The following is a 25,282-nucleotide window of genomic DNA, read 5'->3' as shown; positions in this document are numbered from 1 at the left end:
TAATATATGACACTTTCATCGATATGAAAGCGGTTACCGTTCGAGTGGCTTTTCCGCATACTGAAGAGGAACTTCATTATCGGGAATAGGGGAGATTGGAAGATGAAAAATTGGAAGCGCGGATTGCTAAGCGTCGTTTGCTCGGCGGCGCTGCTCACGCAAGTGTTCTTCGGGCCTATTGGCGTTTATGACGCCGAAGCGGCTTCGATAGAAGGGGCGCGTGCGGCGGACGCCGCAGTGCCTGAATCGCCCATCGAGGCGTTGACTGTCAGCAAAGCGAGATATCAGCCTGGGGAAGAAGCCGAATTTCATATCGACTTTAACGAGTCGGCGAGTTGGAGCGGAAAGCTGATTCTGGCGTATTATTCGGCGAACAGACCTGTTGGAAGCGTCGAACGGGAGATTACCGTCCAAGAAGGCGCGGAATCCGACCTGACCGTCAACTGGCAGCCGCCGGCAACGGATTTCCGGGGCTATCTCGTCAAGGCGTACATCGAGGAAATGCCGAATGCCTTCAAGACGGCGGCGGTAGACGTATCCAGCGATTGGACGCATTTCCCGCGCTACGGCTATACGTCCGAATTCCCGGACGAAACGTCTGAGGAAAGCGACGCGAAGCTGAAGCAGCTGTCTCAGGAGTATTACTTGAACGGCTATCAGTTTTACGACTGGATGTGGCGGCATGATGTATCGGTCATTTCCAAGCTCGACGAGAACGGCGAGCCGCTGCGGGACGAGAACGGGGAATTCGTCACGCAGGAGATTGCGCCGGGACTTTCCTATGACGATCTGCTCGGCAGGCCGCTGTATCCGGCAACGGTCAAGCAGCAGGCGGAGGCCGCTCAGAAATACGGCTCAGCCGCGATGGCTTACCAAATGAATTACGCGGCGCGAGAGCAATACGAGAAGTTCGGCGTCAAGAAGGAATGGGGGTTGTACAACAAAAACGCCCGGTTTCCGAACCCCGATCCGCTCATGTACCAGAACGGTTTTTTCTTTGATTGGGTACCGTCTGCGCTTTACCTGCAGGATCCGGGCAATGAGGAGTGGCAGGCTTACATTACGCGGGAGTTCAGCCGCTCGGTCGACGACTTTGGCTTCGACGGCATTCATCTCGATCAATGGGGGGCTTCGGACAACGACTTTCTGTACGACTATTATGGCAACGAACGTTATTACTCGCTCGATTACGACGAATTGATCAATGCCACGAAGGAAGCGTTGACGGTCAACGATCCCGGCAAAAACGACGTAACCTTCAATATGGTCGGCGGCAACGGAGGGTATTCCGAAGTGCCGAGCCCGTCCACGATGACCGACTTCGATTACAGCGAAATATGGACGGATAAAGACAATTACCGCGATTTGCTTAAAGTGATCGAGGATACGAAATCAAAAAACGGAAACAAAGCGATGGTTATCGCGGCCTATATGAACTACAAGCAGGCGACGGGCGACGTTTACCCGGCGGAGGAGCTTGAGAACGTAGCCCGTACGGTCGAGTTTCAATCGCGAATCGGCAAAGCCCACGGCTGGGTAGGCGATTTCGGCAAGAAGGACGAGGACGCGATCGTCTGGACGGTGCAAGCGCCGGAAGCGGGGACGTATCGGCTGACGCTTCATTACGGTCATGACAACGGGGGCGGCAACCCGGTCGGCAAGCTTTCCGTTAACGGGCAGGAGGCGGACGGGGAGTTGGACTTCACGGGGAAAACCGGCTGGGGCAACCCCGTTGCGGAGCTTTCGCTGCAAGCGGATCTGAAAGCGGGGGCCAATACGATCAAGCTCCAGCTCGCTACGAATGATCTCTGGCTTAACGTGGATAGCCTTACTGTCGGCGGAGCGGATTTCGCGCAAGTTTACGAAGCGGAATATGCCGAGCTGATCAGCTGTAAAGTGGATCAATACGGGCATGTCTATTATTTCGAGACGGAAGGCGACTATGTCGCTTTCGAAGTTGACGCGGAGACCGACGGACTATATCCGCTTCGCTTCCGGTACAGCGCCGCGTCGGCAGCTTCGAGAGACGTACTGATCAATGGCGAAACGGTTGCAGACCATCTAGCTTTTGCACCTACGGGCGGCTTTGAAAACTTCAAGAACGGCACGGAAATCGTAGTGCCTCTTCGCGCCGGCGCCAATACGGTCGTGCTGAAGCATACCGGCGCGACGGATAGGGGCATTAAGCTGGACTACGCGCAGGTAGGCACGGTTAGATACGAAGCGGAGAAGACGGAATTCGGCTGGCAACCGACGAGGGAGGCGAAGATCGAGCAGCATGCGGGCAACGGCGAGATCGGTTATGCGGACCGTTTCATGCAGAAAGGCGACTTCCTTCGTTTCGTTGCGGGAGCTGTCGCTGCCAGCGGCCGATACGAGATCACGCTGGCTTATCGCAATCCGGGGGCGGAATCGAAGCGGTCCCTTTACTTAAACGGCAGAAAGGCGGGGGAAGTGGCGTTGCCGGCGACGGGCGAAGCGTGGTCGACCGCTCAAGCTTCCGTATATATCAGCGACGCGGCCGAATTGAACGTGCTGACGTTGAAGCATGAACTGCAGGATGATGTGTCGGGAATCGCCATCGATTATATCGAGTTGGACGGAGTCAAATTCGAGGCGGAATCGGCCGAGACGGGCTGGGAGACTGTCTCGGCGAAGAATGGAGGCGTCCGGATGACGCTCGGCAAGACGGACAATCACGGCCGCGCGGGCCAGAGCGTCGCTTTCGACATCCAGGCGACGCGCGAGGCCGACGAGCTGTCGTTCCGGTACCGCAGCGGCAACAACCCTGCTTTCGATATCTATTGGGATGGCGAACTGATCGCCGAGGACGCCGTATTCGGCGCGACTCCGGGGGGCTGGGACGGCGGAATGGCCGAGAAGTCGATCAAAGTTCCGATCCGGCCGGGGACGCATAGGGTAGAACTCGTAATGGCTACGGACGGCCAATATATAAACCTGGACAGCCTAATTGCGGCAGATGCCGAATATGAGGCCGAGGATGCTATTTTTGGTCCGGAAGGTCATGGCATTGCGGTCAGCGATGGTTATGCGACGGATTTTGCTGAAGAAAACGATTTTCTGACCTTTCGTTTAGAAGTGGCCGCTGACGAAACGGCCGAATTGACATGGAGGTACCGCAACGGTTCCTCATCCGGGGAAAGCGCCGCAAGAGTCTTGTACGTGAACGGCGCGAAGCAGGAGGCGGAGCTTTCGTTCGGGCATTCGGGAGGCGCTTGGACGGAGCTCGTCACGCAAGGCATCGAGCTGCGGCAAGGCGCGAATGAAATTGTTTTGCGCCTGGAAGGGCGGGACGATGAAGGCATCGATCTGGATTATCTTTCCGTAGGCGGGAAGAAGCTGCATGCGGAGAAGGCCGATGCGCTGCCGCCGATGGTGTTGTACAAGGATTTGCTGCTTCATTTCGGTCATTCAGGGGACGAGATCGCGTTCCCGATCGAGATCGGGCAAGAGGGCGAAACCTCGCTTATTTTTACGTACTCCAATGACGGAGCAGCGTCGACCAAGACGTTGTATATCGACGGCGAGCCGGCTCTGGACGAATCGGGAAAACCGGTGCGCCTCTCCTTTGCGCCAACGGCGAACGGCGATTCGTTTAACGAGGACGCTTACTATATCGTCCCTTACCTAAGCCAAGGCATGCACGAAATCACGCTGCGGCATGAATCGGACGACAAGGGCAGCATCACGCTGAAGAGCATGACGCTAGGCTTCTTCGACGAACCGTCCGTCCGCTTGACGGACGCGGCGCTTGCGGCGATGGGAGCGACGCATATCGAGCTCGGCACGGCCGAATCGCTTCAGGAAGGTCCGAACATGCTCGCGCACGAATATTACCCGAACCGCAGCAAAAAGATGAAAGGCTCGTTGAAGGAAGCGCTGAAGGATTACTATAAATTTTTTGCCGCTTATGAAAATTTATTGTTCGACAGTCGGTTGAACGTGGACAAAGCCGTTTCTGTAACGGACTTTGACGGCAACGATGTCGCCGTCAGCGGCGAAGGCGCCGCGGAATCGCTGCTAGTCCTCCCTCGGGACAATGCGGATAACGTTGGCTTCGAGCAATACGAGCTCGTTCACCTTGTCAACCTGCTAGGCAACGACGAGAACTGGCGTAACGCCGCGGCCTCTCCCGAGGTTCAGCAAAATCTGGTCGTTCGGTATCCGATAGGCGAAACGGAAGGTCGATGGCCGGAGCTGAAGGCATACTCAGCTTCTCCGGACAGGGATGGCGGCATGTTCCGGGAATTGAGTTTCGAATGGAGCGGTACCGATCTGCTGATCAACGTGCCTTCTCTGGAATATTGGGAAATGATCATCATCGATAAAGGGAAAGCCGCATCCGGCGGAGAAGGCGCAGGCTACGTTCCGCCGGCCGACGGACAGGCGAAGTTGAACGAAAGGATCGTCAGCCGGGAAGAGCTGACAGCGACCTCCGAAAGCATCGCGGTGAAGTTCGAGGAAGGACAGGATACGCTTCTGCTTCCTGTTGCCGATTTGAAGCTGCTGGGAGATCGGCCGCTTGAGCTGGTCCGGAACGGACTGAAATTGAGCTTCCCGGCGTCCGTCCTGAGACAGGCTGCAGGAATGCAATCGGAGGGGACCCGATATGTGGCGGTAATCGCATCGCCGATATCCGAAGAGGAGAGAGAGAAGCTACTCGGTTCGCTGTCGCAGATTCCTGCGCACGCGACGGCCGTGCCCGTATCCGGGATGTATTCGTTCCGACTGGGCTTGCTATCGGACGACGGATTTACCTCGATGGAGGATGATTTCCGCGATAGGGTGAAGCTGGAACTTCGAATTGATGCCGGCAAGGAAGAACCGCTGACGGGCCTATACGTCCATGATGACGCGCTTTCGAGATGGAGCTATGCCGGAGGAGCTGCGGAGAAAGGCGTCCTGCGAGCGGAGCTGTCGCATTTTAGCCGCTATACAGCGCTTGCCTGGAAGCAGGCTTATGTGGATATCCCTGCAGACCATTGGGCCGCTGCAGCCATAGAGGCTCTAAGCGCCAAACACATCGTGAAGGGGAAAGGCAAAGGGGAATTCGCTCCCGAAGCGTCGGTTACGCGAGCCGAGCTTGCGGCGCTGCTAGCCAGAGCCTACGGTCTGCAGGAGCGAGAAGGGGACTCCATTTTCCGGGACGTCAGTTCGTCCGCTTGGTATGCCGGCAGCGTGACAGCCGTCTATGAAGCGGGCTGGCTAAAGGGACGAAGCGATCATGCTTTCGCGCCGAATGCGCCCGTTACGAGAGAAGAGGCGGCCGTCGCGATCGATCGCATCCAAGGAGGCGCCTCGGATACGGCGACGGAGCCGTCGTATGCCGATTCCGGCGAGATTGCCCCGTGGGCAAAGGATGCGGTGTCGAGGCTGAGCGCCGCGGGCATTCTGCAGGGCAAGTCGGACCGTAAGTTCGCGCCGAAGCAGGAGTTAACGAGAGCGCAAGCAGCGCATCTTATCTCTCTGTTGTTATAGTCGTATTCATTGCAACCGAACAAAAAGGGGAGCGAAACCCGACAAAAAGACGAAAGCAAGGCATGGCGCGGCCCGCTGCCAACAAAATGGCGAACAATACGCGCCTCCCGCGAGTCTGCCGAAAACCGTTCATCCTCTACACTGAAAACATAACGTTTGCAGCTTGGGAGGGAAACGGATGGTATTCGATATCAAGCAAGTGCCTTATAGCCGATTCGGCTCGTTTCTGGTCGTATCTCCGCTCGGAGGCGTCGGCGATCTGGAGCAAGGATTATATATACGCACGGTTCAAGGAGGCGACCTTAGCCATGGGGCCGTGCTGCGAGTTCAACTGATCGACGGCGGCACCGGATCTGCGATCGATGAAGCGGCAACGGACATGGAAGCTTCACCGGACGGCCTTTTCATTTCGTGCCAGCAAGGCTCGGCGGAAATTTGCGTGACCGGCGAAAGGACGCTGCAGCTCCATGCTTCGGGCGTCGGCTTGCGGCTTAGCCTGACCGGCGGCAGCTACGATTACGCGTCCCCGATGAGCGACGGGCGATGGGAGATCAACCATTTCACGACGGAGTCGAGGTTCATGCTGCAGTGCCATTCAGGCGGGCTGCGCGTGGATGCGCCGTGGTCGGGAACGCGCTGCGCTTACGTGCTGGCCGAATTGGCTCCCGGACATGACGGGACCGTCGACGCGACGCTGGAGCAGTTCTGGACCGTGCGGCCGCCCGTCAGGGCGTTCGCGCCCATGGCGGAACGCAGGGCGGAAGCGGGGGCGGAGTTTCGGGAGTGGTTGTCCAAAATATTGCCCGTCAGAGCGGAGTGGAGCGAAGCGCGCGAGCTGGCCGCCTATATAACTTGGTCTTGCGTGGTGCCGAAGCGCGGATTGCTGACGAGACAGGCGATGTATATGTCCAAGAACTGGATGACAAACATCTGGAGCTGGGACCACTGCTTTAACGCGATGGCGCTGATCCGATCCAGGCCGGAGCTGGCTTGGGATCAGTTCATGATTTTTTTCGACGCGCAGGACGCAAGCGGGGCGCTGCCCGATTTCATCAACGATAAGTACGCGTTATGGAACTGCTGCAAGCCGCCGATCCACGGATGGACGCTGAGGTGGATGATGGAGCGGACCGACTGGATCGGCGCCGAGCAGTTGGAGGAAGTCTACGAGCCTCTGTCCCGCTGGACGAGGTGGTGGTTCGAGCAGCGGGACGACAACGGCAACGGTATCCCGGAATACCAGCACGGCAACGACTGCGGCTGGGACAACAGCACCGTATTCCTGCACGGAGGGCCCGTCGAGACGCCGGAGCTGTGCGCGTTCCTCATTCTGCAATGCGAAACGCTCGCGCTCGTCGCCGAGCGGCTAGGGAAACCGATCGAAGCGGATCAGTGGCAGATGGCAGCCGACGCCCTGCTTGCCCGGATGCTGGAGCGGTTCTGGACAGGAGACCGGTTCGTCGCGTACGTGAGGGATGAGCGGCATGAAGGGCAAGGGGACAGCCTGCTTCTCTATATGCCGATCATTCTCGGACTCAGGCTGCCGGAGGATGTTTTCCAAACGTTGCTTGCGGGGCTGCGGGAAGAGGGCCGCTTCCTGACGGAGAACGGCTTCGCGACGGAGAACGTCGCAAGCGATTATTACTCGCCTGACGGCTACTGGCGCGGCCCGATCTGGGCGCCGGTCATGATGCTGCTGGCGGACGGGCTCGCATCGGCCGGCGAAACCGAGCTGGCTTCGCTTGCCGCAGAGCGGTTCTGCCGCATGGCCGGCAAGAGCGGCATGGCCGAGAATTTCGACGCGCTTACGGGAGAAGGGCTTCGCGACCGCGCCTTCACCTGGACGTCCAGCGTCTTCTTGATGCTCGCCAGCGAATACGCGCCGACCGCGGCGCAATAACTCACTAGTTACGCCCTTCGAATTCGGAGGGCGTAAGGTCGTTGGCGGCGGTCTGCGCATTTATTACCGTTTGATGCCCCGCGAGCGGACATGGTACACTTCTGGTACATCCAGTACGAACCCGAAGAAGAAGGAGAGCGACGATATGGCGAGAGGGATGGCCGCGTGGCTCCGGGGCGCGTTCCAATCGCCCCGCAAGAGCATACGCTTCAAGCTGGTTAGTTTTTTTCTGATCGTGGCGATCATTCCGTTATTGTCTTTGGGGTTCTTGTCGTACCGCACTTCGTCCGATCTCCTGCACGTGCAGTTCGGGAAATTCGGCCAGAACGCGGTGGGACAGCTGCAATCCCAGCTGGACGCGCAGCTGAAGCAGATGGCGCTGACGGCGAGCTATATCCATTCCTACCTGCTCGACCCCGCTAAGAGCGTGATCACGGAAGAAATTCCGAAGTCTTATTCGCAAATTCAAGAGAAAAACAATTTGGAGGATTTTTTGAAAGCGCTTAAAACGGAGGCGCACGCGGGAATCTTCATCGTTACGCAATCGGGTTATTATTACGGGGAGAACGCGCTGCAGACGAGGGAGCTGGAACGGGAGAGCTGGTGGAACGACATTCCTCCTTCCCATAGAGGTCCCTACTGGGCCGGGCTGTACGAGCCTCGCCATTATTCCAAGTCGCACGGCAATCCGGCTAACCGTCTGCTGGGCCTTGTCGTCCCGATCCGGAACCAGGAAGGTCCGCTGAGAGACAGCCGGATTCTGGTGGAGATGAAGGCGGACGGAATTTACCGGCAGCTCGAAGCATTCGAACGGGACATGAACGCGAACCTGACGATCCGGGATGCCGGCGGCCGGGCGATCTACGAGTCCGGGACGGACTACGCGCCGCGTGAGAACGACGTCATCTGGACGAAGCGGCTTCAGGAAAACAATTGGACGATCGAGGCGCGCGTGCCTTACGAACAATTTTACCAATCGTCTACCGTCATTCGTTTCTATACGTACATCGGCATCGGATTGTCGGCGCTGCTTGCGCTGCTGCTCGCGTTCCTGTTGTCGTCGCGCTTCACGTTCCGCATCAAGCGGCTGAAGGAATCCATGAACAAGGCGGGTACGGGCAGGCTCGGCACGCGGATCGACGTCGATTCCGACGACGAGCTCGGCGTGCTCGGACGCAGCTTCAACAACATGCTGGGCCAGATCCAATCGCTGGTCGACGAAGTGACGCTGACGGAGCAGCTGAAGAAGGAAGCGGAGCTGCGCGCGATCCATTATCAAATTAACCCTCATCTCCTTTTTAATACGCTCAACTCCATTCAGTGGAAAGCGCGGCTTCAGGGGAACGAGGAGATCCGCCAAATGTTGTACCATCTTACGATGGTGTTGGAGGGAAGCCTCGATATTCGCCAGGAGCTCGTGACCGTGGAACGCGAGCTCGCGATGATCGACCACTTCCTGCACATCCAGCGCATCCGGTACGGGGACGTGTTCCGATACGAGAGCGACGTGGACGGCTCGGCGCTCGGATGTCTCATTCCGAGAATGAGCCTGCAGCCCCTGTTCGAAAATATTTTTTTCCACGCGTTCGAGGACGGGGAAGGCGCAATCGCGCTGCAGCTCCGCGAAGAAGGCGGGCTGCTCGTCTTGACGCTGTCCGATAACGGGACGGGCATGGCGGAAGAGCGCAGAAGAACGGTGCTGGATCCCGGCGCGAAACGAATCGGCAGAGGCGGTCTCGGCGTCGGCAACGTCGACCAGAAGTTCAAGCTGCATTTCGGGCCGGCTTACGGACTGAGCATCGAATCGGCGGCTGGGGAAGGCACAACCATTACGATCGTATGGCCGAAGAAGGGGGCAGAGAGCGATGAGCGAATCGATTAAAGTGTTGATCGCGGATGACGAGAGCATCGTGCGCAAAGGTCTGAAAGCGACGGTCGACTGGGCCGGGTTCGGCATGGAAGTCGTCGCGGACGCAGCGAACGGCCGGAAGGCGTGGGAATGTTTCCTGGAGCATCGGCCTCAAGTGGTCGTAACCGACATCGTCATGCCGGAGATGGACGGAATTGAGCTGACCCGCAAGATCAGGGAAGTTTCCCCCGCTACGAAAATATTGCTGCTAAGCTGCCATCGCGATTTCGAATACGCGCAGCAAGGCATCCAGCTCGGCGTCTCCGGTTACTTGCTGAAGACGGCGTTCGAGGACGACGAGCTGGGCCGTCTGCTGGGCGGCTTCCGCGACGAGCTGAACGCGCCTGCAGCGCCGGCTTCGCTCTCTCCCGAAGCCGGGGAAGACCGATGCAAGACGCTCTTCTGCGCATGGCTATACGGTGCGGGGCAGGAGTTCGAGGAGGAGCTTCGGCTGCGGTCGCATGGCCCTTGGAGCTTGCTGACGCAGGAATATTATGTGTATCTGCTGCAGAAGAATAAGGGAATGGAAGAGATTGAGGCGGGTTTGCCGCCGGAGCTACAGGCCGTCACGATGCCATGCGGCAGAGACCGCTGTTACGTTTGGTTCCCGCCGCATGCCAAAAAAGAGCTGGACGCTTACATCATGTCGCGAATCGGCATCGATCCGACATTGCGCTGGTACAAGGAAGAGCCGCGGATCGGCGTCGAGGCTTGGATCTCGGCCGTGCGGGAGCTTCATGCAAGAGCCGAGCGGGACAAAAACTACGGCATTCACGCGGAATCGTGGCCGGAGCCGCTTCGGCAGGCCGTCCATATCGTGTCGCAAGACCTGAAGCACCCGTGGTCCGTCAGCGATGTGGCCGACCGCGTCGGACTCAGCCGGAGCCACTTCAGCACGGTGTTCAAGAAGGTGACGGGCGAGAATTTCGTGGAATTTATATATCGGATGAGGCTAAAGGCTGCGCGGGATCTGCTGGCTCATACCCCGATGACGCAGCAGGATATCGCGGAGCACATCGGCCTGATCGACGGCAAATATTTCAGCAAATGGTTCAAGCGCGCCGGCGGCGAGACGCCAAGCGAGTTCCGTCAGAAACAAAAAGGAGAACAGCAGAAAACAAAATAACGAGCGTCCGGCCGGTCCCGTCCGATTCGAACAAAGGGCGACCAATCGGCAAACGCCAAAACGTTTTGAACCGCTTTCATTCAGGCTACAATGAAAGCGGTTCAATTATTTTGTCTCAAGAATCTTACATCAGATTAGGGGGAATTCGAAATGAAGAAATCAGCCATTCTTCTTCTCGCCATCGCAATGCTGGCCGCATTCGCGCTTAGCGCATGCAGCGGCGGCAGCGCCGGAGGCAGCAACGCCGAAGGCGGGACCCAAGACAACGACAAACCGTCGGAAGGCAAGGGCGGCGAGGCGACGATCCGTTTCGCTACATGGGATACGGGTGAAGCGCTTAAGATTCAGCAGGATATCGCCAAGAAATTCGAAGAGAGCCATCCCGGCATTAAAGTACAGGTCGAGCCTTACGGCGATGGTTTCGACCAGAAGCTGGCGGCCGGCTTCGGCGCAAGCAACCCGCCGGACGTCATGTATATGTGGGACTTCCCGACGTACTATAAATCGCTTGAACCGCTGGATGCTTTCGTGGAGCAGGACAGCAGCCTGAACATCGACGATTTCTACCCCGGCTTGTTCGCCTACAACAAGGTGGAAGGCAATCTGTACGGCTTGCCCGCCGGATTCACGACGCGCGTGTTTTACTACAACAAGAAGCTGTTCGACGATGCAGGCGTCGCGTATCCGCAGGACGGATGGACATGGGACGACATGAAGGCGGCCGCCCAGAAGCTGACGGATAAGAGCAAGAAGCAATACGGCATCGGCGTTCGCGCCGAGAACGACACGTACGACCTGCAGGGCTTCGTATGGAGCAACGGCAGCAGCTTCATCAGCGAAGACGGCACGAAAATCGAAGGGTTCATGAACAGCAAGGAAACCGCCGAAGCGATCGGCGTGCTGGGCAGCGCGGTGAAGGACGGTTACGGCGTCCTGGTCGGCGGCAAAAACCAGCAGAGCGGCGACGATATTTTCAAAGCGGGCAAAATCGCGATGTGGGAAAGCGGCATCTGGCCGCTGGAAGGGTTCAAGGAAGCGGGCATCGACGTTGGCACCGTGGAACCCCCGGCGTTCGCGGGCAAGCCGGTGAAAGGCGTCCTCGCGCAATCAGCCGTCTCCATCGCCAAGGACTCCAAACATAAGCAAGAGGCATGGGAATTCGTGAAGTTCTACGTTTCCGAGGAAGCGATCAAGATGAGAACGGCCGACCTGCCGATCCGCATCAGCGTCGTGGAAGAGAAAGGATTGCAGAACGACGCGCTGTATAAGCCGTTCTACACGATGCTGGAGCGTTCGTCGAACGGACCCGCGTTCCTGCTTCATCCGAACTGGAGCCAGATGAACCGCAATCTGTCGACGGCCGTGGAGGCGATCATGCTCGGCAACGATCCGCAGGAAATGCTAAACCAGGCCGTGAAGGATTCCGAGAAATTCCTGAAATAGAAGCGCCGCCAGGAAAGGGGCAATGACGATGACTACTTTGAACGAAACAGCGCTCGTCCCTCCTCCCGCCGCGAAGCGAAGACGCAAGTTCCGGAGGGGTAGGGTTACGCCCTACCTCTTCATTCTTCCTTGGATCGTCGGTTTGTTCGCTTTTACGCTGGGGCCGCTCGTCTTCTCCCTCGTCATCAGTTTTTTTGATTGGCCGATCGTGGGCGAAGTACGGTTTGTCGGGTTGCAAAATTACATCGAAATGTTCACGCAGGACTCCATGTTCTGGAGCTCGCTGCTTGTGACCTTGAAATTCGCGGCTTTATTCGTCCCGCTGAACATGGTCATCGCGCTGGGACTCGCCATGATGCTTAACCAGAACGTGCGCGGCAAAGCGGTGTTCCGCACCGTGTTCTACCTGCCGTCCGTCATATCCGGCGTGGCGCTCGCCATGATTTGGGCTTGGGTATACAGCGGAGAATACGGCATTCTAAATTATTTCCTGTCGATGATCGGCATCGCGGGGCCGGATTGGCTGAACAGCACGACATGGGCGCCGGTGGCGATCGTCATCGCGAGCTTATGGGGGCAAGGTACGATGATGCTCATTTTCCTTGCGGGACTGAAGAACATCCCGAAGGAGCTGTACGAAGCGGCTTCCATCGACGGAGCCGGCAAGGTCGGGCAGTTTTTCCGCATAACGCTTCCGATGCTCAGCCCGACGCTGCTTTTTAATCTGATCACGACCATTATCGCGGCATTCCAGCAGCTGACGCTGGCGCTCGTGCTGACGGGCGGCGGCCCGATGCTCTCCACGTACTTCTACGCGATGTACATGTACGAGAACGCGTTCAAATTCAGCAAGATGGGCTACGCTTCGGCGAATGCCTGGTTTATGTTCCTGATCGTGCTGTCGCTTACGATGCTGGTGTTCAAGTCGTCCAGCATGTGGGTGTACTACGAGGGCGAGATGAAAAACGGCGGAAAGAAACGCAAGCGAACGGAGGGGCGATGATGAAAAAAACCTTTACGTACGCGCTGCTTGTCTTGATGTCCCTCCTTTTCCTTGCGCCGTTCTTCTGGCTGCTGACGACTTCGCTGAAGTCGCCGGAGGAGCTGTACCTATACCCGCCGCGGTGGATTCCGTCGGAGCTGCATGTCGGCAATTTCGCCAAGGCGTGGACTTCGCAGCCTTTTAACCAATTTCTGAAAAATTCGCTGATCGTGACGATCGTCTCCCTGGCGGGACAGCTGCTCTCGTCAGCGCTGGTCGCCTACGGCTTCGCGAGATTCAAGTTCAAGGGCAGGGACGCGCTGTTTGTCGTGCTGCTGTCCACGATGATGATCCCGTGGGAAGTGACGATGATCCCGCTTTATATGGAGTTTAATTACCTCGGATGGATCAATACGCTGAAGCCTTTGATCGTGCCGTCTTGGTTCGGCGCTCCGTTCTTTATTTTCCTGCTCCGGCAGTTCATCATGACGATCCCGATGGAGCTCGAGGACGCTGCCAAGATCGACGGAGCGAACCCGATCCAGACGTTCCTGCGCGTTATCGCGCCGCTGATGGTACCTGCACTCATACTCGTGGGCGTATTCCACATCTTGAACAGCTGGAACGATTATTTGGGACCGCTCGTGTTCCTGAACGACCAGAGCAAATACACGCTGACGCTCGGCCTCGCCCAATTCCGCGGCATGTACGGCGTCGACATGGAAGGCATCATGGCGGTGACGACGCTCATCTGCATTCCGCCGCTCGCCATCTTCTTCTTCGCGCAGCGTTACATCGTCGACGGCGTGGCGGGCACGGGCATTAAGGGGTAGAAGGGTTATTCATCATGGGAAGTTACTGGAGACAATTGTTCGACTTAAGCACGGGGGTTCGTCGATTTTTGAGCAGCGAGGCGCTGTACGGGATCGGCATGGGATTGTACACGCTGGCGCTAAACTATCATCTGCTCGCGCTCGGCATGAGCGAAGCAGCCGTCGGCGCGGTTGCGTCCGCGGGCATTTTGACGATGGGCGCATTGGCGATTCCGGTCAGCGTGCTGGCCGGACGTACGGGGCGGAAGCCGCTTCTGGCGGGAGGCGTTCTGCTTGTAAGCGGAGGGATTCTTCTATACGCATACGGCAAGAGTCTGCCCGAATTTTATGCCGCTCAGCTGCTGGTATCCGTCGGGCTGGCGTGCATCGAAACGACGGAGGTGCAGCTGCTGTTCGGCTACAGCCGCAACAGGCGCGAGGAGACGGCGGCGTTCAGCCTGATGTTCGCGGTGTTCACGATTTTCATCGGCGCGGGAACGCTGCTCGGCGGTTTCATCCCGGAGTGGCTAGGCGCGGATGGCGAGCTTCGTTATCGGCCGGTGCTGGTGTGCGCCTCCGTCGTGTTGCTGGCGCTGGGATGTCTGAGGGCGTTCTGGCTGCCGAGTGAAAAGCATGCGAAGAGCGCAGTCTCGGAGATAGCCGCCGCAAAGGAGGCAATTGCTCGAGAAGCCGCCGCAAAGGAGGCAATCGCGCGAGAAGCCGCCGAGGTTGCCGAAGCCGCCGAAGCCGCTAAGGTCGCCGAGGCCGCCGTCATTCGCGAACCGGAATCGAATGAATCTACGGCCAGACGTCTGGGCGTTGATGGAACGCCATACGTTTCGGAAACTCGGGGGAAAAGCCGAAACGGCGCCAATGCCGTCCCGCTTAAAGCGACGAACGCGCCAAAAAGCGTCGCGAGCTGGCCGAGCCGCACCGTGTGGAAGCTCGCGATTTACACGCTGATCAGCGGGATCAGCTTCGCTCTGATCGGCGGGTTCCTGAACGTGATCGCGAAGGAGCGGCTGCAATGGGACGACGGCATGGTTTCCATCCTGTTGTCCGTCAATGGCGCCTTTATGTTCATTGGTTCCCTGCTGACGCCTTGGATGCTGGAGCGTTACGGGGTGAAGAGGGCTTTTCGGTTCATGTACCTGGGGAACGCGCTCATTGCATTCGTGCTGGCGCTGCAGCTTCCGGCTGCCGCGTTCGCGGTTCTTTTGCTGCTTCGGGGAGGCGGCTTCACGATGCTTAGCAATATGATCGACAGCCGGTCGATGTCCGCGCTGCCGGAGCGGGATCGCAATCTGTACGCCGGCATGCGCTCGGTGTTTCGGAGCGCCGGCGCGGCCGGCACGACATTCGCCGTCGGCTTTATGCTAACCGCGGGCTATTATTCGCTCCCGTTCCTGATCGCGGGATTGATGTTATTAATCGGCTATGGCTATTTCGGCCGCTACGTACAACCACTGATGCAAGAGACAGAGATGGGAGGCCATACACGATGAACAAACATGCGAAGCTGCCCGACTGGCAGCGACTGGACGTGCTGGAGCGGGGGAGAGAAGCGGGACGGACGTACTTCGTGCCGTATTCCGACAAGCCTTCGGCGATGAGCTACGACCGGGGGATGTCCCCATGGTTTCGACTGCTGAACGGGGCTTGGAAATTTCATTATGCGGCATCGCCGCAGCTCGCGCCCGAGCATTTCCATCTTGACGGTTACGATACCGGGACATGGGCGGATATTCAGGTGCCGGGGCACTGGCAGATGCAAGGCTACGGAAGTCCGCATTACACGGATTTATATTATCCCTTCCCGATTGATCCGCCGCGCGTGCCGAACGACAATCCTACCGGTTGTTACCGGCGGGAATTCAAGCTTCCGGCCGCATGGCTGTCGCGCAAGGTGACGCTGCGGTTCGAAGGCGTGGACAGCGCGTTCCACGTTTGGGTGAACGGCGAGTTCGCGGGATACAGTCAGGGGAGCCGTCTGCCTTCCGAGTTCGACATTACGCCATATCTTCGGGAGGGGAGTAACTCCTTGTCCGTGAAGGTGTACCAATGGTCGGACGGCAGCTATATCGAGGACCAGGATATGTGGTGGCTGAGCGGCATCTTCCGCGACGTCTCGCTGATCGCGCATCCGCGCGTCCATATCCGCGACTTTACGGTCCGCACGGAGCTGTCGCGAGAGACGGGAGAAGCGATGTTGTCCGTAGACGCGGAGATCGCAAGCCTCGAAAGCGCTTATTCCTCTGCAGATGGAGAGTCGGGAGCAAGCAAGGATGCGCAGCGCGGCGACTATCGTCTGGAATACGCATTGATCGAAGTGCCTTCCGGCAAGGAAATCCTCGTTCGCGAGGGAGCGCCTTTCCAAGCGGCAATCGGCGAAGGCGGCATTTCGCATACGAATGAGAAAATAACGGTGGTTTCCCCGCGGCAATGGTCCGCGGAAGAGCCGAATTTATATATGCTGCTGCTTACGCTTAAGGATGCCGCGGGCGCGACGGTAGAGGTTGTGCCGTGCCGCGTCGGCTTCCGGCAAGTGGAGGTAAGCGGAGGGCTGATGAGGGTGAACGGGGTGCCGATCACGCTGAAGGGCGTGAACCGTCACGACCATCATCCCGAGCTCGGCAGATACGTGCCTTACGAGATCATGAAGCAAGACATTCTTATGATGAAGCGGCATAACATCAATGCCGTCCGGACGGCCCATTATCCGAACGATCCGCGATTCTACGACTTGTGCGACGAATACGGCCTGTACGTCATGGACGAAGCCGATCTGGAATGCCACGGCGTGGAGCTGGTGGACAAACCGGACATGCTGAGCGACGATCCCGCCTGGGAAGCCGCCTACGTGGACCGCGTCGCGAGAATGGTGCAGCGGGACAAAAACCATCCGTCCATCATCATGTGGTCGCTCGGCAACGAATCCGGCTTCGGCTGCAATCAGCGGGCGATGAGCGCGTGGGTGAAGGCGAACGATCCAACAAGGCTCGTCCATTACGAGGGGGACCGGGAAGCCGAAGTCTGCGACGTGTACAGCACGATGTATTCCTCAGTGGAGAAAATAACGGGCTTCGGCCAGCGCGCCGAACTGGACAAACCGCATATTCTGTGCGAGTACGCCCACGCCATGGGCAACGGACCGGGCGGCCTGCATGAATACGAGGAGGCGTTCCGTGCGCACGACCGGCTGCAAGGCGGGTTCATATGGGAATGGATCGATCACGGCCTGCTGACGAAACGGGAGGACGGCACTTCCTTCTACGCTTATGGCGGTGATTTCGGAGACGAGCCGAACAACGGCAATTTCTGCCTCGACGGCTTGATCCTGCCGGATCGGACGCCATCGCCGGGACTATTGGAATATAAGAAAACGATCGAACCGGTGACGGTGGAGGCCGCGCGGCTGGAAGGCGGCGAGCTGGAAATCCGCAACCGCTTCGATTTCCTTACGCTCGCGCATGTTCGTCTTGTATGGACGGTGACGGTGGACGGCTCGGTTAGGGACAGCGGAGCGCTGGATCTGCCGCCGATTCCGGCAGGCGCAACGGGCATCGTAAGCCTTCCGATCGCAGGCAACAAGCATGATGAAGCTTGGCTGCGCGTCGGCTTTGTCCTCGCGACGGATCAGCCTTGGGCTGGAAGCGGACATGAGCTGGCTTGGGAACAATGGCGCCTCCCCGTAGCTGCCGAGCAAGAGCGGCCGTCGTTGATAGCGGCGCCGATCGATGTTCGCGGCAAGCTGATCCGCGAACAATCCGGGACGGAGCTTCGAATAACGGGCGACCGCTTCTCGATGACCTTCGATCTGCCTTCCGCCTCGCTGACGGAATGGACGTTCGAAGGGACATCGCTCCTGAAGGCAGGACCGAAGCTGGCGTTCTGGCGCGCGACCATCGACAATGACATGTACGTCGTCAAGGAGTGGCGGAAAGCGCATCTCGACCGCCTTACGACGCGGGTCGACGCTTGGAGCGTCGAGGAAAGGGACGGCGAGCTAAACGTATCGTTCGAGCTGCGGATCGCGCCTCCGGTCTACGACTGGGGCTTCCGCTGCGAAGTTAGCTATGCGATCCGTGGGGACGGCTTCGTGACGCTGCGGGCATCGGGCACGCCGGAAGGCAAGCCGCCGGAGCTGCTGCCGAGAATCGGCTGGCGGATGGAATTGCCGGGCAGCTTGCGCAATACCGTTTGGTACGGCCGCGGGCCTGGCGAGAGCTATTCCGACAGCAAGCGGGCAAGCGCGATGGGGATCTATCGCAGCTCCGTCAAGGAGCTTCATTTCCCTTATATTTTTCCGCAGGAGAACGGGAACCGGACCGATGTGCGCTGGACCGCGCTGCATGACGACAGAGGCCTCGGCTTGATGGCTTGCGGACTGCCGGAGCTGAATTTCGGCGCCCATTATTATACGACGGAAGATTTGGACGAGGCGAGACATCGGCATGAATTGACGGAACGGGATTTTATTACGCTGCACCTGGACTGGAAGCAATCCGGCCTCGGCAGCAACAGCTGCGGACCGGGCCAGCTGCCGCCTTACCGGGCGGTTCCGGAGCCGTTCGCGTTCGGGATCGGGCTCATGCCGTTCCACGCGGAGGAAGTGTCACCAATTACGCTCAGCAAAACCTTGCAATCGGAGAGGAGCAGCTAAGATGACGAACAAGATGATCGACGGACTTTTGAACTTGAAGGGCAAGGTCGCGGTCGTGACGGGAGGCGCTTCCGGGATCGGACTCGCGACAGCGGGAGCGCTGGCGAATTTCGGCGCGAAGGTCGCGATCCTGGATATCAACGGGGAGCAGGGGCGCAAGGCCGCCGAGGACATCAACGCCTCCGGAGGCGAAGCGGAGAGCTTCCGCTGCGATGTCACGTCGGCGGAACAATGCGAAGAGACGGTCCGCGCGGTGAAAGAACGGTTCGGCGGGGTTGATATCCTGTTCAACAACGCCGGCGTTATCCGCAGGAAGACGGTCGTCGAATTGGAGGAGCGCGAGTGGGATCTCGTCATGGACGTGTCGCTCAAGGGCGCATACCTGCTCTCCAAACACATCATTCCTTTGATGGCGGCCGGGGGCGGCGGCAGCATCATCAATACGGGCTCCGGCTGGGGGCTGAAGGGCGGAGACAAAGCCGCCGCTTATTGCGCGGCCAAAGCAGGCATGGTCAATCTGACCAAGGCGATGGCGATCGACCACGGCAAGGAAAACATCCGGGTCAACTGCGTCTGCCCGGGCGATACCGATACGCCGCTGCTGCGCGACGAAGCAAAGCAGCTGCAGCTGGACGAGGGCGCGTTCCTCGTCTCCTCCGCCGATCGCCCGCTGGCAAGGCTCGGCACGCCGCGGGACATCGCGAACGCGGTCCTGTTCCTCGCAAGCGACATGTCTCTTTGGGTAAGTGGATCGGTACTCGTCGTCGACGGCGGAGGTTTGGCTTAAAGGTTATTCAAAAAGTCCACTTTTGAACTTATAAATCTATCTAACTGGAGGCGAATGTGATGACTCGAAACGATAAACGGATTTCCCATCCCTATATCCCTAACACCGTGCCGGAAGTGCAGGAGTCGATGCTGCGCGAGATCGGTGTCGCGAATTTGGAAGAGCTGTACGCGGGAGTGCCGGGAGAGCTGAGGCTTTCAGGTAAAATGGATCTTCCGCCCGAGCTGACGGAATACGAGCTGCAGCGGCATATCGAGAAAACAGTAGCCCGCAACGTCAGCGCGAAGGAAGCGGTAAGCTTCCTCGGAGCCGGCTGCTGGCAGCATTTTATCCCCGCGGTATGCGACGAAATCAGCCAGCGTTCGGAGTTCGTCACCGCCTATGCGGGCGAGCCTTACGAGGATCATGGCCGCTTCCAGACGCTGTTCGAATACCAAAGCCTAATGGCGGAGCTGCTCGACATGGACGTCGTCAACGTGCCGACGTTCGACTGGGCGCAGGCGGCTTCGACGGCGCTGCGGATGGCGGCCCGGATGACGGGACGCGGCAAAGTATTGGTAGCCCGCTCGATCTCGCCCGATAAGCTTAAGATCATCGTCAATTACTGCTCGCCTCAGGTCGAAGTGCGGACGGTGGAGTTCGACGAGCGCACCGGTCTCATGGACCTGAACGATCTGGCAGCCAAGCTGACGGACGAGGTGGCCGCGGTTTATTTCGAGAACCCGGGTTACCTGGGCATGATCGAACATCAAGGACGGACAATCGCGGATATGGCGCACGGCGTCGGCGCGGAATGCGTCGTAGGCGTGGACCCGAGCTCGCTGGGCGTGCTTTCGCCTCCGAGCTCTTACGGGGCGGATATCGTGTGCGGCGATTTGCAGCCGCTCGGCATCCGGATGAACTACGGAGGCGGCCAGTCCGGCTTTATCGCAACACGCGACGAGGAACGTTACGTCATGGAATACCCGTCCCGTCTCTTCGGCATAGCTCCGACTAGCGTGGACGGGGAATACGGCTTCGGCGACGTTGCTTACGAGCGCACTTCCTTCGCGAAGCGCGAGAAGGGCAAGGAGTCGGTCGGCACGCAGACGGCGCTTTGGGGTATCGTTGCCGGCGTCTATCTGGCCTTGATGGGACCGCACGGGATGAGTGAGCTTGGGACGACGATTCTGCAGAAATCGCAGTATGCCGCAAAGCGGCTTGCCGCCATTCCGGGCGTTGGCATCCGTTTCGGATCGCCGTTTTTCAAAGAATTCGTTGTCGATTTCAATAACTCCGGCCTGAGCGTGAAGGCGATTAACGAGATGTTGTTGAAGGAAAAGATCTTCGGCGGCAAGGATCTGTCGGAGGACTTCCCGGAGCTTGGGCAATGCGCCTTGTATTGCGTAACGGAGGTTATCGGCGTGGAAGACATCGACAGGCTGGCGGATGTTTTGGCGAGAGCGACGGCCAAGGCGAACGCCTTGTCATAACGCGGAGAAGAGAGGAGAGAGATCGATGAAACGTATTCGTAGAGAACATAAGGTAAGAGCTTTCCATCAGGCCAAATGGGATGAACCCGTCATCTTCGAGCTTCATCAAGCGGGCGAGAGAGGCGTGCTTCCTCCGGAAGCGGAAGCGGGCATCGCGGCCGCCGTCGGCGACGGCATATCCGCCATACCGGAAGGGATGCGCAGAACAATCTCGCCGAAGCTTCCGGAGATCGGACAAGCGAAGGTGCTGCGCCATTATTTGCGACTGTCCCAGGAGACGCTCGGTTCCGACTTTAACGTCGAGATCGGCCAAGGCACCTGCACGATGAAATATATCCCGCGCGTGAACGAAATGCTGATCCGTACCGACAAGGTGGCTGACCTGCATCCGCTTCAGGACGAAAGCACCGTGCAGGGCATGCTTGAAATCTACCATCGCATGGATCTGGCGATGCGCGAAATTTCCGGACTGGACGCGTTCTCCTTCCAGCCGAGCAGCGGCACGCAGGCTCTCTTCGCCATGGCGTCCATCGTGCGGGCCTACCATGAGGCGAACGGCGAGGGCGAGCAGCGGGACGAGATCATCACGACGATCTTCTCCCATCCTTCCCAAGCGGCGACCGCCGCTGTGAAGGGGTACAAGATCATTACGTTGTACCCGGACGAGAACGGCTTTCCGGATATCGAGAAGCTGAAGGCGGTCGTCTCGGAGCGCACGGCGGGATTCGTCGTGGCGAATCCGGAGGACACCGGCATTTTTAACCCGCGAATAAAAGAGTTTACGGACATTGTGCGTGAAGCAGGCGGCATCTGCTACTACGATCAAGCGAACGCGAACGGATTGCTCGGCATCGCCAGGGCGAAGGAAGCGGGTTTCGATATGTGTTTCTTCAACCTGCACAAGACGTTCGCGGCACCGCATATGTGCGGAGGTCCGGCGACCGGCGCGCTAGGCGTGACGGAGGAGCTGAAGCCGTTCCTGCCCGGTCCTTATGTCGAAAAGGAAGGGGACCGCTACACGTTCAGGTGGGATCATGACCGCAGCATCGGAAAGGTTCGTTCCTTCCACGGCGTCGCCCAGACGGTGCTTCGTTCCTACGCCTGGATTCGCAGCTTGGGCGCGGAGGGGCTCGAGCAGGTCGCGAAGATCGCGGTGCTGAACAACAACTATCTTTATCACAAAATCACGAAAATCCGCGGCGCGAGCGCGCCTTACGTATCGGGCAGCCGCTTGGAACAGGTTCGCTACAGCTGGGAGCAAATGACGAAGGAGACGGGCGTGACGACCGAGGACGTGCAGCGCAGAATGTGCGACTTCGGCCTGCATTACTGGACCAGCCATCATCCGTATATCGTCAAGCAGCCGTTCACGCTGGAGCCGACGGAGTCCTATTCCAAGGACGATCTGGACGAATATATCGCGGCGCTCGAGCAAATTTCCTACGAGGCATACCATACGCCGGGCGTCGTGAAGGTTGCCCCTCATGCGAGCACCGTCCACCGGATCGACGAATCTTCGTTCGACGAGCCGGACAAGTGGTGCACGAGCTGGCGCGTTTATTTGCGGAAGACCGGGCAAGAAAACGAGTAACAAGTATTTGTAAATCTTTTGACCGCATCAACTCCCATCGTTATATAAGCCGTTGTCCGACCGCCGCTAGCCGCAGTCCGGACGACGGCCTTTTTTTAGGCGGAAGCATCTAATAGGGGCGATTGACCGGAGCCGGAATTTCTTTCTCCATGATGTAATCATCCATGACGAATCCATTTCCGATATCCGCAAGTTGATCTCGGACGATCCTAAAGCCTTTTTTCTCATATACTCCAATACTAGATTCATTATGGCGATTGACCGTCAGCCAAATACGTCGCAGATTTCGTTCTTGGCACAACTGCTCTAGGAAAACCATCGCTTGGCTCGCATAGCCGCGTCCCCGGCGCTCCTTGTCTATATAAAACTTGCTCAGGAAGAGCTTATCCTCTTCTTGTTTGCATGATAAATACCCGACCGCGAAGCCATCTTCACGGATCAAATAATATTCGTAGCCTTGATGATTGATCTGATCCGTGATCGCCGGAACCGATTGGAATTTGCCAATCATGTAATCGATCTGTTCCATCGTAATCAGGATTACATAATACTCGCGCCATATTTCGGCCGCCAGACTAGCTAGATCCTCGATCTCTTCCGCTGTCTTCACTTGCAGAATCGTTAACTTCATATGATCCATCCGCCTTTCTTGGGATTCTCGCTTCAAGCTTTTAATTAGAATAGCACGAATTGACAATATTCAATATAGGGAACGGGGGTATTGTAAATTTATGTTGACTAATATACCTGGGTGGGGTATACTCAAACCATAAAAGGAATGGTTACTAACGATTTGAATGACAATAATCGGATAAGACGGGAGCGTGTCTCACCCATGGAAGCACAACGGAATGACCGAAACGACCAAACTTTGGAACAAGTCACTTTGAATATAACTGGTATGACCTGCGCGGCATGCGCGAACCGAATCGAGAAGGGGTTGTCCAAAATGCCGGGAGTCGCGAACGCGGCCGTGAACTTCGCGATGGAGACCGCCAGCGTCTCCTACTCGGCAAACGAGCTCACTGTAGCGAACCTTCAGGAGAAGGTAAAGCAGCTGGGATACGAAGCCGTCCAAAAACAAGCGGAGAAAGATTCCGCGGGAAGGCGGGCGGAGGAGCTCGGGAAACATAAGCGGAAGCTGATTCTGTCCGCGATTCTCTCGCTGCCGCTGCTTTGGAGTATGGTCGGGCATTTCTCCTTTACTTCATGGATCTATGTGCCGGAGCTGTTCATGAATCCGTGGTTTCAGCTGCTGTTGGCCACGCCGGTGCAATTCTACGTTGGCTGGCCGTTCTATTCCGGCGCTTACAAGGCGCTGCGCAACCGTAGCGCCAACATGGATGTGCTCGTCTCGCTCGGCACGTCGGCGGCTTACTTCTACAGCCTGTATTTGACCATCGAGTGGTATTTGTCAGACGCATCGACGCATGGCGGGCATGGAGGACCGGCGCTTTATTACGAGACGAGCGCCGTCTTGATCACGCTCGTCGTGATGGGCAAACTCTTCGAGTCCATGGCCAAAGGGCGGACGTCGGAAGCGATTAAATCGTTGATGGGCCTGCAGGCGAAGAACGCCACCGTTATTCGGGAAGGAGCCGAGCAATCGATCGCGGTCGAAGACGTCGTGCCCGGCGATATCGTGATCGTGAAGCCAGGAGAGAAAATACCGGTGGACGGTATCGTTCTGGAAGGAACGTCCGCCGTGGACGAATCGATGCTGACCGGCGAAAGTTTGCCCGTATCGAAGGCGGCGGGAGACCCCGTCATCGGCGCGACGCTGAACAAAAACGGAAGCCTTCGCCTTCAAGCGACCAAGGTCGGCAAGGATACGGCCCTCGCGCAAATCATCAAAGTGGTGGAAGAAGCGCAAGGCTCCAAAGCGCCGATTCAACGGGTGGCGGACGTCATCTCCGGCATTTTCGTGCCGATCGTCGTCGTCATTGCGATTGCGGCGTTCCTGGTTTGGTACTTCTTTGTCACGCCGGGCGATTTCGCCGAGGCGCTCGAGAAGGCAATCGCCATTCTCGTAATCGCATGCCCTTGCGCCTTGGGTCTCGCTACGCCGACTTCGATTATGGCAGGCTCCGGACGGGCAGCCGAGCTCGGCATCCTGTTCAAGGGAGGCGAACACCTGGAGAATACGCACCGAATCGACACCGTCGTCTTGGATAAGACGGGCACGGTGACCAAAGGCAAGCCGGAGTTGACCGATATCCACACGGCTATGGACGAGACGGAGTTCTTGCGGCTTGTTGGAGCGGCGGAGCGAAATTCCGAGCATCCGCTGGCGGAAGCCATAGTTGGCGGAATCGAGCGGAGAGGCGTGGGGATGCCGTCGGCGGATTCGTTCGAAGCGATTCCCGGATTCGGAATTGAAGCCGTAGTGGACGGAAGATCGGTGCTCGTCGGAACCAGACGGCTCATGGAGGGCAGAGGGGTCGATGCATCGGAAGCCTATAATATTATGACGATGCTCGAAAACGAAGGCAAGACGGCGATGCTCGCTGCCATCGACGGCTCGTACGCCGGGCTCGTAGCGGTGGCCGATACGGTCAAAGAAACATCGGCTGCAGCCGTAGCAAAGCTTCAGGCCATGGGCATCGAGGTCATCATGATGACCGGTGACAACGAGCGTACGGCAAAAACGATCGCTTCCCAAGTCGGAATCAAGCGCGTGTTGGCGGAGGTGCTGCCGGAAGGAAAAGCCGACGAAGTGAAAAAACTGCAGGCGCAAGGCCGCAGGGTGGCCATGGTCGGGGACGGCATCAATGACGCGCCGGCTTTGGCTACGGCGGACGTAGGCATGGCCATCGGAACCGGTACTGACGTCGCGATCGAAGCGGCCGACGTAACGCTCATGCGCGGAGACCTCGCGAGCATCCCGGGCGCCATAGAGATGAGCCGCAAGACGATGGCGAATATTAAACAGAACTTGTTCTGGGCGCTCGGTTACAACACGCTCGGCATTCCGATTGCCGCGATCGGCTTGCTGGCGCCGTGGGTAGCTGGCGCGGCGATGGCGCTAAGCTCGGTATCCGTCGTTCTGAACGCGCTGCGGCTGCAGCGCACCAAGATTTGAGAAGCAGCGAAGACCG

General features: G+C 58.1%; 14 protein-coding genes. 13 read left to right on the top strand and 1 reads right to left on the bottom strand.

Annotated features, from left to right (window positions below; translation table 11 throughout):
* Nucleotides 1-102 precede the first annotated feature (102 nt).
* From RB620_RS10075 to gcvPB, 12 genes are all read left to right on the top strand, one after another.
* Nucleotides 103-5,499 (top strand): glycoside hydrolase family 66 protein, encoded by a 5,397-nt coding sequence (locus RB620_RS10075; RefSeq protein WP_308093954.1) that lies wholly within the window; start codon nt 103-105, stop codon nt 5,497-5,499.
* Between the two features lie 178 nt (nt 5,500-5,677).
* Nucleotides 5,678-7,399: an amylo-alpha-1,6-glucosidase gene (locus RB620_RS10070; RefSeq protein WP_308093953.1), complete on the top strand. Its 1,722-nt coding sequence runs from the start codon at nt 5,678-5,680 to the stop codon at nt 7,397-7,399.
* Nucleotides 7,400-7,544: 145 nt separating this feature from the next.
* On the top strand, nt 7,545-9,281 hold the full coding sequence (locus tag RB620_RS10065) for a sensor histidine kinase (protein WP_308093952.1): 1,737 nt from the start codon (nt 7,545-7,547) through the stop codon (nt 9,279-9,281).
* Nucleotides 9,265-10,434 (top strand): response regulator, encoded by a 1,170-nt coding sequence (locus RB620_RS10060; RefSeq protein WP_308093951.1) that lies wholly within the window; start codon nt 9,265-9,267, stop codon nt 10,432-10,434. The genes RB620_RS10065 and RB620_RS10060 overlap by 17 nt, the downstream gene beginning before the upstream one ends.
* Before the next feature lie 150 nt (nt 10,435-10,584).
* The gene (locus RB620_RS10055) at nt 10,585-11,877 is read left to right on the top strand and encodes an ABC transporter substrate-binding protein (RefSeq protein ID WP_308093950.1); all 1,293 of its coding nucleotides are present in this window, start codon (nt 10,585-10,587) and stop codon (nt 11,875-11,877) included.
* Nucleotides 11,878-11,905: 28 nt separating this feature from the next.
* The gene (locus RB620_RS10050) at nt 11,906-12,880 is read left to right on the top strand and encodes a carbohydrate ABC transporter permease (RefSeq protein ID WP_374121390.1); all 975 of its coding nucleotides are present in this window, start codon (nt 11,906-11,908) and stop codon (nt 12,878-12,880) included.
* Nucleotides 12,880-13,692 carry a carbohydrate ABC transporter permease gene (locus tag RB620_RS10045; protein ID WP_308093946.1) on the top strand — a complete coding sequence of 271 codons (813 nt, stop codon included), beginning with the start codon at nt 12,880-12,882 and terminating at the stop codon, nt 13,690-13,692. The genes RB620_RS10050 and RB620_RS10045 overlap by 1 nt, the downstream gene beginning before the upstream one ends.
* Nucleotides 13,693-13,706: 14 nt before the next feature.
* Nucleotides 13,707-15,176: an MFS transporter gene (locus RB620_RS10040; protein WP_308093944.1), complete on the top strand. Its 1,470-nt coding sequence runs from the start codon at nt 13,707-13,709 to the stop codon at nt 15,174-15,176.
* On the top strand, nt 15,173-18,334 hold the full coding sequence (locus tag RB620_RS10035; RefSeq protein WP_308093942.1) for a glycoside hydrolase family 2 TIM barrel-domain containing protein: 3,162 nt from the start codon (nt 15,173-15,175) through the stop codon (nt 18,332-18,334). The genes RB620_RS10040 and RB620_RS10035 overlap by 4 nt, the downstream gene beginning before the upstream one ends.
* A 1-nt stretch (nt 18,335) precedes the next feature.
* Nucleotides 18,336-19,121: an SDR family NAD(P)-dependent oxidoreductase gene (locus tag RB620_RS10030; RefSeq protein WP_308093941.1), complete on the top strand. Its 786-nt coding sequence runs from the start codon at nt 18,336-18,338 to the stop codon at nt 19,119-19,121.
* A gap of 59 nt (nt 19,122-19,180) precedes the next feature.
* A complete protein-coding gene (gene gcvPA / locus RB620_RS10025; protein ID WP_308093939.1) occupies nt 19,181-20,593 on the top strand; it encodes an aminomethyl-transferring glycine dehydrogenase subunit GcvPA in 1,413 nt (470 codons plus the stop codon).
* Nucleotides 20,594-20,618: 25 nt separating this feature from the next.
* Nucleotides 20,619-22,184 (top strand): aminomethyl-transferring glycine dehydrogenase subunit GcvPB, encoded by a 1,566-nt coding sequence (gcvPB, locus tag RB620_RS10020; protein ID WP_308093938.1) that lies wholly within the window; start codon nt 20,619-20,621, stop codon nt 22,182-22,184.
* A gap of 109 nt (nt 22,185-22,293) precedes the next feature.
* On the opposite strand, the gene RB620_RS10015 is transcribed toward gcvPB, so the two are convergent.
* Nucleotides 22,294-22,815 carry a GNAT family N-acetyltransferase gene (locus RB620_RS10015; RefSeq protein WP_308093936.1) on the bottom strand — a complete coding sequence of 174 codons (522 nt, stop codon included), beginning with the start codon at nt 22,813-22,815 and terminating at the stop codon, nt 22,294-22,296.
* Nucleotides 22,816-23,019: 204 nt separating this feature from the next.
* On the opposite strand from RB620_RS10015, the gene RB620_RS10010 reads away from it, so the two are divergent.
* Nucleotides 23,020-25,266, top strand: a complete 2,247-nt coding sequence (locus RB620_RS10010) for a heavy metal translocating P-type ATPase (RefSeq protein WP_308093934.1) — start codon at nt 23,020-23,022, stop codon at nt 25,264-25,266.
* The last annotated feature ends 16 nt before the right edge of the window (nt 25,267-25,282 follow it).

Source organism: Paenibacillus sp. LHD-117 (assembly GCF_030929555.1).
Taxonomy (GTDB): domain Bacteria; phylum Bacillota; class Bacilli; order Paenibacillales; family Paenibacillaceae; genus Pristimantibacillus.
This window is presented reverse-complemented; position numbering and strand designations above follow the sequence as displayed.

What these genes read in the sequence shown, in the direction of transcription:
- RB620_RS10065 (WP_308093952.1), top strand. Translation starts at nt 7,545, where the DNA reads ATGGCGAGAGGGATGGCCGCGTGGCTCCGGGGCGCGTTCCAATCGCCC.
- RB620_RS10030 (WP_308093941.1), top strand. Translation starts at nt 18,336, where the DNA reads ATGACGAACAAGATGATCGACGGACTTTTGAACTTGAAGGGCAAGGTC.
- RB620_RS10010 (WP_308093934.1), top strand. Translation starts at nt 23,020, where the DNA reads ATGGAAGCACAACGGAATGACCGAAACGACCAAACTTTGGAACAAGTC.
- gcvPB (WP_308093938.1), top strand. Translation starts at nt 20,619, where the DNA reads ATGAAACGTATTCGTAGAGAACATAAGGTAAGAGCTTTCCATCAGGCC.
- RB620_RS10040 (WP_308093944.1), top strand. Translation starts at nt 13,707, where the DNA reads ATGGGAAGTTACTGGAGACAATTGTTCGACTTAAGCACGGGGGTTCGT.
- RB620_RS10045 (WP_308093946.1), top strand. Translation starts at nt 12,880, where the DNA reads ATGAAAAAAACCTTTACGTACGCGCTGCTTGTCTTGATGTCCCTCCTT.
- RB620_RS10060 (WP_308093951.1), top strand. Translation starts at nt 9,265, where the DNA reads ATGAGCGAATCGATTAAAGTGTTGATCGCGGATGACGAGAGCATCGTG.
- RB620_RS10050 (WP_374121390.1), top strand. Translation starts at nt 11,906, where the DNA reads ATGACTACTTTGAACGAAACAGCGCTCGTCCCTCCTCCCGCCGCGAAG.
- RB620_RS10075 (WP_308093954.1), top strand. Translation starts at nt 103, where the DNA reads ATGAAAAATTGGAAGCGCGGATTGCTAAGCGTCGTTTGCTCGGCGGCG.
- RB620_RS10035 (WP_308093942.1), top strand. Translation starts at nt 15,173, where the DNA reads ATGAACAAACATGCGAAGCTGCCCGACTGGCAGCGACTGGACGTGCTG.
- RB620_RS10015 (WP_308093936.1), bottom strand. Translation starts at nt 22,815, where the DNA reads ATGAAGTTAACGATTCTGCAAGTGAAGACAGCGGAAGAGATCGAGGAT.
- RB620_RS10070 (WP_308093953.1), top strand. Translation starts at nt 5,678, where the DNA reads ATGGTATTCGATATCAAGCAAGTGCCTTATAGCCGATTCGGCTCGTTT.
- gcvPA (WP_308093939.1), top strand. Translation starts at nt 19,181, where the DNA reads ATGACTCGAAACGATAAACGGATTTCCCATCCCTATATCCCTAACACC.
- RB620_RS10055 (WP_308093950.1), top strand. Translation starts at nt 10,585, where the DNA reads ATGAAGAAATCAGCCATTCTTCTTCTCGCCATCGCAATGCTGGCCGCA.